The organism is Pigmentiphaga sp. NML080357 (genome assembly GCF_002188465.1).
Taxonomy (GTDB): Bacteria; Pseudomonadota; Gammaproteobacteria; order Burkholderiales; family Burkholderiaceae_B; genus Pigmentiphaga.
Genome location: NZ_NINW01000034.1, coordinates 1 through 9,670, shown reverse-complemented (window position 1 = coordinate 9,670; position 9,670 = coordinate 1). Strand labels below are relative to the sequence as shown.

Sequence of the window (9,670 nt, the reverse complement as noted above, 5' to 3'; positions counted from 1 at the left end):
GCAGATTCGTCAGGCTGACGTTGCCGCGCTGTCGCGGCAAACAGTGCTCGATCTGCTGATATTGGGCTTCGGTGATTTCCATACCCGAAGTATACGAGCAAATTCATTTAGTGTGAACACGCCCTAGGCCACCAATTGGTGCGCGGCCCGGTCAAGGCCGAGCGCATCGAGGCCTGGGCAGCGTTCGCCCGCGCCCATCCCGATGGTTGTCTTTATTGCTTCCGCGGCGGCCTGCGCTCGCAGATCGTCCAGCAGTGGCTGAGGGAAGAGGCCGGCATCGCCTATCCCCGCGTCGTCGGCGGCTACAAGGCCATGCGAGGCTTTCTGCTGGATACCATCGAGCAAGCCGTGGCCGAGTGCGGATTCACGGTGCTGGGCGGGATGACCGGCACGGGCAAGACCGAGGTGCTGCGGCAGCTGGACAATAGCCTGGATCTGGAAGGACATGCCCATCACCGCGGCTCGAGCTTCGGCAAGCGCGCCACCGGGCAGCCGCCGCAGATCGGGTTCGAGAACAGTCTCGCCATCGATATCCTGAAGAAGCGGCAAGCCGGCCGGAAGCGGTTCGTGCTGGAGGACGAGAGCCACGCCATCGGCAGTTGCAGCGTGCCGGTCGACCTTTACCAGGGCATGCAGGGGTATCCCGTGGTCTGGCTCGAGGACAGCCTCGAAAACCGGGTGGAGCGCATCCTGCGCGACTACGTGATCGACCTGTGTGCCGAGTTCGTGGCGATCCATGGCGAGGAACGGGGCAGGACGCTGTTCGGCCAGCGGCTGCGGCAGAGCCTGGACAACATCGGCAGGCGGCTGGGCGGGGAGCGGCACCGGAAGCTTGCGGCGATCATGGACCAGGCGCTGGCCGAGCAGGCGCGAAGCGGGAGCGTCGAGCTGCACCGAGCGTGGATTGAAGCGCTGCTGACGGGGTACTACGATCCCATGTACGGTTATCAGCGCAAGCTCAAGGCATCGCGGATCGCCTTCGCCGGCGATCAACGGGCCGTGCTGGATTATTTGCGGGCTCACTCGGGCGCGTAGCGGGAACGTTGCCCCGGGGTGCTCTTCTTACGTGTCGATCATAGGGAGCATGCAATGCACAAGAGCAGACTGGGAAACATCGTCATCGATTGCCGGACCGACGACCTGCTGCCGCAGGCCCGCTTCTGGAGCGCCGCGCTCGGTTGTCCTCTGCCTGACCAGGTGGACGCGAACGGCAAATACATTCAGCTTCAGACCAAGCCCGGGGATGTCCAGGTCATCCTCCAGGCGGTCGGCCACGAGGCGCGCGCGCATCTGGACATCGAGACCGATGCGATCGAAGAGGAGGTGGCGCGCCTGGAAAAGCTGGGGGCGGCCGTCGTGTCCCGCAGGGAGCAGTGGGTCGTCATGCAGGCTCCCAGCGGACACCGGTTTTGCGTAGGCAAGCCTTATCGGGGCGGGTTCGAGCAGCATGCCAACGTGTGGGAATGAAGCCCCGCTACAAGCGGGCCTGCTTGGGAGCGAGAACAGGGGACCGCGGTCTTCGCATGTGGATACGGGTTTTCCCTAGCGCGACGCATGTCGATCCCGGCATCGGCGGTTCGTCGTAGGGATACCAACCCCTGATGAAAGGAGATTCACCATGGCTACCGGAACCGTCCGATTCCACCGCGTCCTGCGCGCCACCCCCGAACGCGTCTACCGCGCTTTCGTCGAACCCGATGCCATGGCGAAATGGCTGCCGCCCTACGGGTTCACCTGCCAGGTCCACCATATGGAATCCAAGGTTGGCGGCACCTTCAAGATGTCCTTCCGGAATTTCACCTCCGGCAACAGCCACTCCTTCGGCGGCGAGTACCTCGAGCTGGTCCCGTTCGCGAAGATCCGCTACACCGACCGGTTCGACGATCCGAACCTGCCTGGCCAGATGGAGGTGACCGTCTCGCTCAGGCAGGTGTCCTGCGGCACCGAGATCAACATCGTCCAGGCGGGCATCCCTGAAGCCATTCCCGAGGAGATGTGCTATCTCGGCTGGCAGGAGTCGCTGGCGCAACTGGCCAAGCTGGTCGAGCCCGAGATTCCGGACTGATCGCCTCGTACCGCCGCACCGCGCTTCCTCGTCGGCACGGGACGGTCGCCGGGCGGCCGGGGCGGCGCAGCGCCCCCTTCATGGAGAGAACGCAATGACCGACAAGATGCCAGCCGGATCGGCGAAGGCTGCCAAGAAGGCTCCCGCCGAGGGCGCCGGCGCGCCGGTGCTGCTCTCGGGCGGCAATCTCCGGTCACATTCTTTCGCGGGACATCATTGCAGCCGGTACCGCCCGGCGAGCCCAAGACCCGGGAGACGCGGTACCCGGACATTCGCGAGGATGAGCCGTTCGACGAGGCGCAGTTCGCAGACTGGGTGAAGCAGGCCAGCGAATTGCCGGGAGAGCGGATGTGAGCCCGGCGGCGCGTACACCGCAGCCAAGGACGAGAGCATGCAGACGACGAAGCGTGATTTGAAGGAAAAAGTGGGGCAAGGCTCTGCCTCAGAGGCAATAGAGGCCAGGATCCGCGAGCTGAACGATTGGCGAGGCGAGATGCTCGCCCGGATCCGGGCACTGATCAAGCAGGCCGATCCCGGAGTGGTCGAGGAATGGAAGTGGCGTGGCGTGCCGGTGTGGTCGCATGGCGGCATTGTCTGTACCGGCGAGACGTACAAGAACGTCGTGAAGATGACGTTCGCCAAGGGCGCGTCGCTGGAGGATCCTTCCGGTCTCTTCAACGCCAGTCTGGACGGCAATATCCGGCGCGCCATCGATTTTCACGAAGGCGACGCGATAGACGAAAAAGCGTTGACGGCGCTTATCCGAGCTGCCGTGGCGCTGAATCAATCGAATTGACCTGCAGTGCCCGGCATGCTGACCCAGTCAGCATGGGGCTTGGTGGCATTGTCCGATAGGAGAACCAGCATGGCCAGCAAGAACACGATTTGCATCTGGTACGAGCGCGACGCCCTGGATGCCGCGCAGTTCTACGCCCGCACGTTTTCCGATAGTGCCGTGGGCAAGATCATGCATGCCCCCGGCGACTACCCCGCGGGCAAGAGTGGCGATGTGTTGACGGTCGAGTTCACCGTGATCGGCATCCCGTGCGTCGGTCTGAACGGCGGCCCGGGAATCGCGCACAACGGCGCTTTTTCTTTCCAGGTCTTGACCGAAGACCAGGCCGAAACCGATCGCCTGTGGAACGCCATCGTTCGCAACGGCGGCCAGGAAATCGAATGCGGCTGGTGCAGGGATAAATGGGGAGTGTCGTGGCAGATCACGCCGCGCGTGCTCATCGATGCGGTCTCGGATCCCGACCGCGTAGCGGCCAAGCGCGCGTTCGACGCGATGATGCAGATGAAGAAGATCGATGTCGCGGCGATCGAGGCGGCCTGGCGGGGCTGAGGTGCATGCTGAATTCTTCATCGACCGGGGGTATCTTCGGCTCGAAGGATTTCATCCGCAAAAGCGGATGACGGCGATCCGGCGGACATTGCTCGACGAGTTCAAGCGGCTGTCCGGAGAAAGGGGCATGCCGAGGGCGCTGCACGGGCTTCCGGTCTTTCAGCAGATCGGAAAGCTTTCCTCGCTCGTGAAATACCCGGGATTGCACGAGGCGCTGATGACGCGCGAACTGGTCGACGAGGTTACCCGCCTGGCGGGACGCGCGCCCACGGCCATCCAGGGCGCGCAGCTATTGCTATCGCCCCCGCAGCAGGGCAGCTGGACGCTGGAGAACCTGAATTGGCATGTGGACGTAAAAGCCCGGCCGGCCGATCGGCTTCCCGGGATCCAGGCGTTTTTTCTCATTGACGACGTAGCGACGCATGGCGGTGCAACGCTGGCACTGGCCGGATCGCATCGGGTGGGCCAGCGGGCGACGGCCGCCGCTTCGCTTCGGGAGGCCCTGAGGACTCCCGTGGACCTGGAGCGCAAGCTTCAGGCGCTGGGCATGACCATGGTCGAGATGGCGGGGCGGGCCGGCGACGTGTTCCTGATGGACATGCGCTTGCTGCATACGCCATCCGTCAATGCGACGAAGCACATGCGCATGATGGCGACGTCCCGTTGCCTGCTGGACGGGTGACGGCGCCTTTGCCGGCCGATGGGCCGCATCCTCAGTCCTCTCGCCGCAAGTGCGGAAACAGGATCACGTCCCGGATACTGGGGCTGTCCGTCAGCAGCATCACCAGCCGGTCGATCCCGATCCCGCAGCCGGCGGTCGGCGGCATTCCGTACTCCAGCGCGCGGATGTAGTCGGCGTCGTAGTACATCGCCTCTTCGTCCCCCGCATCCTTGGCCTCGACCTGCTTGCGGAACCGCTCCGCCTGGTCCTCGGCGTCGTTCAGCTCCGAGAAGCCATTGGCGATCTCGCGCCCGACCATGAACAGCTCGAAGCGCTCGGTGATCCCCGGACGGGTATCGGACGCGCGCGCCAGCGGCGACACTTCCACCGGGTAGTCGATGATGTAGGTGGGCTGCCACAGCTTGGCCTCGGCGGTTTCCTCGAACAGCGCCAGCTGCAGCGCGCCGAGGCCGGCACGGGCCAGCTGCGGGCCTTCCACGTGGGCGCCCAGCTTCTTGAGTTCGGCGCGCAGGAAGGCTTCGTCGTTCAGCTGTTCGTCGGTGTAGCCCGGTTCGGCGTACTTGTGGATGGCCTCGGCAATCGTCAGCCGGTCGAACGGTTGCGACAGGTCCACCTCGCGGCCCTGGTAGGTGACCTTGGCGCTGCCGGTGGCGTCGATGGCGGCCTGGCGAATGAGCTTTTCGGTGAAGTCCATCAGCCAGCGGTAGTCGCCGTAGGCCGCGTAGAACTCCATCATCGTGAACTCGGGGTTGTGCCGGGGGCTGACGCCTTCGTTGCGGAAGTTGCGGTTCAGCTCGAACACGCGCTCGAAGCCGCCCACGATCAGGCGCTTGAGGTACAGCTCGGGCGCGATGCGCAGGTACATGGGCATGTCCAGCGCGTTGTGGTGGGTGGTGAAGGGCTTGGCCGCGGCGCCGCCGGGGATGACCTGCAGCATGGGCGTTTCCACTTCCAGGAAGCCGGCTTCGGTCATGTAGCGGCGGATGGAGGCCAGGGCGCGGCTGCGGGCGACGAAGGTGTTGCGCGTCGATTCCGTCATGATGAGGTCGACGTAGCGCTGGCGGTAGCGCAGCTCCTGGTCGGCGATGCCGTGGAACTTGTCCGGCAAGGGGCGCAGCGATTTCGTCAGCAGGCGTACTTCGCTCGCCTGTACCGACAGTTCGCCCTTGTTGGTCTTGAAGACCTTGCCGCGCACGCCGATGATGTCGCCGATGTCCCAGTGCTTGAAGGCGTTGTAGACCTCTTCGCCGACGAGTTCCTTGCTCAGGTAGATCTGGATGCGGCCGGTCGAATCCTGCAGGGTGGCGAAGCTGGCCTTGCCCATGACGCGCTTGAGCATCATCCGGCCGGCGACGCTGGCCTGGATGTCGGTGGCGTCGAGAGCCTCCTTTTCCTTGTCGTCGTAGAGTTCGTGCAGCTTGGCGGCCCGGTCGGCGGGGACGAAGTCGTTGGGGAAGGCCGGCCCGGCTTCGCGCAGGCGGGCGAGCTTGGCGCGCCGTTCGGCGATGATCTGGTTTTCGTCTTGCGCGGGTTCGTTGGCGGTGGGCCGGTTGTCGGTCATGGTGGCTATCGGGTCAGTATTGTCGGATGTCGTCGAGTTCGTTCTGGCCGAAATCGTCGCGTTCCAGGTAGTCGAGGATGCGGGCCGCCACGTCGGCGGGGGCGGCGAGCTGGCCGCTGCGGTGGAGCGTCTTGAAATCTTCCACGGCGGGGAAGGCATCGGGCAGGGTGGCGCGGATGCGGGCCTGCATGGGCGTGTCGATCACGCCGGGCGAGAGCGCGGCGATGCGCAGCCCCCCGGCCTGCTGCTCCAGCCTGACGGTGCGCGTGTACATGTCCAGGGCGGCCTTGGTGGCGCAGTAGACGCTCCAGCCCGCCATGGGCTGCTGGCCGGCGCCCGAGGAGATGTTGAGCACGCGGCGATCGGCGGCCGCGGGAGCGGCGCCCAGGAAGGCGGCGGTGAGCAGCATGGCTGCCGCGACGTTGACATGCAGCGCATGCGCGACGGCAGCCGCGTCCAGCACGGCGGCCTGGGCGATCGGTTCGACCGTGCCGGCGTTGTTGATGAGCCGGTAGCGGCCGGCGCCGTCGGGCAGGTCGGCGAAGAGGCCGCGGGCGACGGTCTCGGTCTGGACCGGATCGGCAAGATCCACGGCGTAGTGCCGGTGCTCGCAGCCGTGCCGGCGCGCATGCTGCGCCAGGAGCGGATGTTCGCCGCGCGATAACGTGACCAGCAGCGTGCCTGGCCGGCAGGCGGCCAGGGCCAGCGCGGCCCCCAGGCCGCGCGAGGCGCCGCTCAGTATCACGATGGCGTCGATCATGTCGCTCTTGCTCCGGGCGCCGGTCAGACGCCCTGTTTCAGGCTGGCCTCGATGAAGGGGTCTAGGTCGCCGTCCAGCACCTTCTGGGTGTTGGAGATCTCGACGTTGGTGCGCAGGTCCTTGATGCGGCTCTGGTCCAGCACGTAGGACCGGATCTGGTGGCCCCAGCCCACGTCGGTCTTGGAGTCTTCCAGCTTCTGCTGCTCGGCCATGCGCTTGCGCATTTCCAGTTCGAACAGCTTGGACTTCAGCATCTGCATGGCTTCGGCGCGGTTGCGGTGCTGCGAGCGGTCGTTCTGGCACTGCACGACGATGCCGGTGGGGATGTGGGTCATCCGCACGGCGGAGTCGGTCTTGTTGATGTGCTGGCCGCCGGCGCCGGAGGCACGGAAGGTGTCCACCCGTATGTCGGCGGGATTGACCTCGATCTCGAAGGAGTCGTCGACCTCGGGATAGACGAACACGCTGGCGAACGAGGTATGGCGGCCGCCGGAGGAATCGAAGGGGCTCTTGCGCACCAGGCGGTGCACGCCGGTTTCCGTGCGCAGGTAGCCGAAGGCGTATTCGCCCTCGATCTTGATGGTGGCGGACTTGATGCCGGCCACTTCGCCTTCGGATTCTTCCATGACCTCGGCCTTGAAGCCCTTGCGCTCGGCGTACTTGAGGTACTGCCGCAGCAGCATGGAGGCCCAGTCCTGCGCCTCGGTGCCGCCGGCGCCGGCCTGGATGTCCAGGAAGCAGTTGAGCGGGTCGGCCGGGTTGGCGAACATGCGGCGGAATTCAAGGCCGCCGACCTTTTCCTCGATGCCCTGGGCATCGGCGACGATGGATTCGAGCGTGGCGTCGTCATTGTCGGCGGCGGCCATCTCGAACAGCTCGGTGGCGTCGCGCAGGCCCGACTCGATTTCGTCGATGGTCAGGACGACGGTTTCGAGCGCTTTCTTCTCGCGGCCCAGGTCCTGGGCATGCTTGGGATCGTTCCAGACGTCGGGGCTTTCCAGTTCGGCGTTGACGACTTGCAGGCGTTCATCTTTGACATCGTAGTCAAAGATACCTCCGTAGGGCCTGCGTCCGCGCGGAGAGGTCCTGGAGTTGCGCTTCGAGTTGGTTGAGACGTTCTGCTTCCATGCTGAATTCCGGGTGATTTTTCGCGTAACCCGAAATTTTAACGTACTAATGTCAGGCGACGCCGGCGTCGCCCCGGGGGTCAGGCCGCCGATTCTCCCGCGTGCTCCACCACCAGCTGCACCGAGACCATGCCGTTCCAGTTGTTCAGGGCCAGCCGGTAGGCCAGGTCCACCGCAGGGGGCAGGGCGTCGGCGCGGCCGAACCAGATGGCGTCGAAGCGCTGATGGCCGCGTTCGAGCGCGAGTTTCAGGTGTTTTTCACCCACCAGGCGCTGGTTGCGGACGATGAAGGAATCCACGAACACTGGCGCCGGGAAGCCCGCGCCCCAGACCTGCTGGTCGAGCAGGGCGGCGACCTCGGCGTTGGCGTAGTCGGCCTCAAGCGAACCGTCGGTTTCCAGCGCCGGCTCGAACCGGGCGCGGCCGGTCAGTTCGCGCACGGCCGCGTCGAACGCCGGCACGAAGGCGGGAAAGTCTGCTTCGTGCAGCGTCAGCCCGGCGGCCATGGCGTGGCCGCCGAACTTGCGGATGAGGGAGGGATGGCGCTTGGAGACCAGGTCCAGCGCGTCGCGCAAGTGCACGTCGGGCACCGAACGGCCCGAGCCGCGCAACTCGCCCTCGCCAGCGGGCGCGAAGGCCAGCGTGGGGCACCAGAAGCGGTCCTTCAGGCGCGAGGCCACCAGGCCCACCACGCCCTGGTGCCAGGAGGCGTCGAATACGCACAGGCTGGCCGAGGAGACCGAGGGCACGGCGTCGAGCGAGGCCAGCGCCTGCTCGCGCATGCCGGCCTCGATCTCGCGGCGTTCGCGGTTCATGGCATCGAGCTCGCGTGCCAGCTTCAGCGCCTCGTCTTCGTCGTCGGTCACCAGGCAGCGTATGCCCAGGCTCATGTCGGCCAGGCGCCCCGCGGCGTTGATGCGCGGTCCCAGCGCGAAACCGAGGTCGAACGTGCTTGCCTCGCGGGCGTTGCGGCCGGCGACGGCGAACAGGGCGCGCAGCCCGGGTTGCATGCGGCCCGAGCGTATGCGCTTCAGCCCCTGGGCCACCAGCAGCCGGTTGTTGGCGTCGAGCCGGACCACGTCGGCCACCGTGCCCAGGGCCACGAGATCGGTCAGCGCGTCGAGCCGGGGGCCGTTCTCGCCGCCGAAGGCGCCGCGCTGCCGCAGTTCGGCGCGCAGCGCCAGCAGCAGGTAGAAGATGACGCCGACTCCCGCCAGGTGCTTGGAGGGGAAGCCGCAGCCCGGCTGGTTGGGATTGACGATGGCCAGGGCGTCGGGCAGGACCTCGCCGGGCAGGTGGTGATCGGTGATGATGACCTGCATGCCGGCGTCGCGGGCGGCGGCCACGCCGTCGATGCTGGCGATGCCGTTGTCCACGGTGATCAGGATGTCGGGCTTGCCGGCGGGATGGGCGCAGGCCAGTTCCACCACGGCGGGAGACAGGCCATAGCCGGTCTCGAACCGGTTGGGCACGAGGAAGTCGGCGATCGCTCCCATGGCCCGCAGGCCGCGCAAGCCCACCGCGCAGGCGGTGGCGCCGTCGCAGTCGTAGTCGGCCACGATCAGCAGCCGCTTGCGCGCCGCGATGGCGTCGGCCAGCAGCGCCGCCGCCCGGCCGGCATGGGTCAGCAGCGAGGGGGCCAGCATGGCGGCCCAGTCGGGCGCGGTTTCTTCCGGTGCGGCGACGCCACGCGCCGCCCACAGGCGGGCCAGCAGGGGATGGACGCCGGCCCGTTCCAGGCGGCGCAGGGCGGCCAGGTCGGGCTGGCGGGTCAGGATTCTCGGGGCAACCACCAGCGTTTCCAATCGTGTCGGGTTGGCGGCAGCCAGCGCAGCAGCGCCGGCCGCCGGTCGATGTGCAGCGTGACCAGCCGTTCGCGGCCCGGCAGGACCAGGATCAGCCGCCGCAGTCCGCCGGCGCGGAGCGCCGCATCCACGGGGACGAACCAGTGGCGTTCCAGGCGGGCGGCGGCATCGAGCCAGGCGCGCCAGTCGTCGGTGCGCTCGGGCAGGGCGAGGCAGGGCAGTTCGGCCAGCGCGCCGGGCAGCGCGTCCGGCTGCGCCGCGTCGGCGGGCCGCCAGGGCAGGCCATCGCGTTCGGCCAGGGTACGCAGCCAGGGCGCGCCGCCTG

At 66.8% G+C, this 9,670-nt stretch carries 9 protein-coding genes and 2 pseudogenes; 6 read left to right on the top strand and 5 right to left on the bottom strand.

What is annotated here, in order from left to right; translation table 11 throughout:
* Positions 1-120 precede the first annotated feature (120 nt).
* The 6 genes and pseudogenes from mnmH to CDO44_RS14840 all read left to right on the top strand — a co-directional run.
* Positions 121-1,035, top strand: a pseudogene (gene mnmH, locus CDO44_RS14870) (tRNA 2-selenouridine(34) synthase MnmH); the annotation flags it as partial.
* 54 nt (positions 1,036-1,089) lie between these two features.
* Positions 1,090-1,467 carry a VOC family protein gene (locus tag CDO44_RS14865; protein ID WP_087780998.1) on the top strand — a complete coding sequence of 126 codons (378 nt, stop codon included), beginning with the start codon at positions 1,090-1,092 and terminating at the stop codon, positions 1,465-1,467.
* 151 nt (positions 1,468-1,618) lie between these two features.
* On the top strand, positions 1,619-2,065 hold the full coding sequence (locus CDO44_RS14860; RefSeq protein ID WP_087780997.1) for an SRPBCC family protein: 447 nt from the start codon (positions 1,619-1,621) through the stop codon (positions 2,063-2,065).
* A 391-nt stretch (positions 2,066-2,456) separates the two neighbouring features.
* Positions 2,457-2,861 carry a DUF1801 domain-containing protein gene (locus CDO44_RS14850; RefSeq protein ID WP_087780996.1) on the top strand — a complete coding sequence of 135 codons (405 nt, stop codon included), beginning with the start codon at positions 2,457-2,459 and terminating at the stop codon, positions 2,859-2,861.
* 69 nt (positions 2,862-2,930) lie between these two features.
* Positions 2,931-3,410 (top strand): VOC family protein, encoded by a 480-nt coding sequence (locus CDO44_RS14845; protein WP_087780995.1) that lies wholly within the window; start codon positions 2,931-2,933, stop codon positions 3,408-3,410.
* The gene (locus tag CDO44_RS14840; protein ID WP_087780994.1) at positions 3,376-4,092 is read left to right on the top strand and encodes a phytanoyl-CoA dioxygenase family protein; all 717 of its coding nucleotides are present in this window, start codon (positions 3,376-3,378) and stop codon (positions 4,090-4,092) included. Before CDO44_RS14845 ends, CDO44_RS14840 begins: the two co-directional genes overlap by 35 nt.
* 31 nt (positions 4,093-4,123) lie before the next feature.
* Here CDO44_RS14840 and lysS read toward each other — a convergent pair whose 3' ends face one another.
* The 5 genes and pseudogenes from lysS to CDO44_RS27630 form a co-directional block, all read right to left on the bottom strand.
* On the bottom strand, positions 4,124-5,653 hold the full coding sequence (lysS, locus tag CDO44_RS14835; RefSeq protein WP_087780993.1) for a lysine--tRNA ligase: 1,530 nt from the start codon (positions 5,651-5,653) through the stop codon (positions 4,124-4,126).
* A gap of 13 nt (positions 5,654-5,666) precedes the next feature.
* Positions 5,667-6,413 carry an SDR family oxidoreductase gene (locus tag CDO44_RS14830; protein WP_087780992.1) on the bottom strand — a complete coding sequence of 249 codons (747 nt, stop codon included), beginning with the start codon at positions 6,411-6,413 and terminating at the stop codon, positions 5,667-5,669.
* Positions 6,414-6,436: 23 nt separating this feature from the next.
* Positions 6,437-7,541, bottom strand: a protein-coding gene (gene prfB / locus CDO44_RS14825; protein WP_144389528.1) for a peptide chain release factor 2 whose coding sequence is annotated in 2 segments (ribosomal slippage) — positions 6,437-7,459 and positions 7,461-7,541 — 1,104 coding nt in all. Because the reading frame shifts where the segments join, the coding sequence is not laid out codon by codon here.
* 79 nt (positions 7,542-7,620) lie between these two features.
* Positions 7,621-9,333 carry a single-stranded-DNA-specific exonuclease RecJ gene (gene recJ / locus CDO44_RS14820; RefSeq protein WP_087780991.1) on the bottom strand — a complete coding sequence of 571 codons (1,713 nt, stop codon included), beginning with the start codon at positions 9,331-9,333 and terminating at the stop codon, positions 7,621-7,623.
* A pseudogene (locus CDO44_RS27630) lies at positions 9,312-9,670 on the bottom strand (hypothetical protein); the annotation flags it as partial. The pseudogene CDO44_RS27630 and the gene recJ, both read right to left, overlap by 22 nt.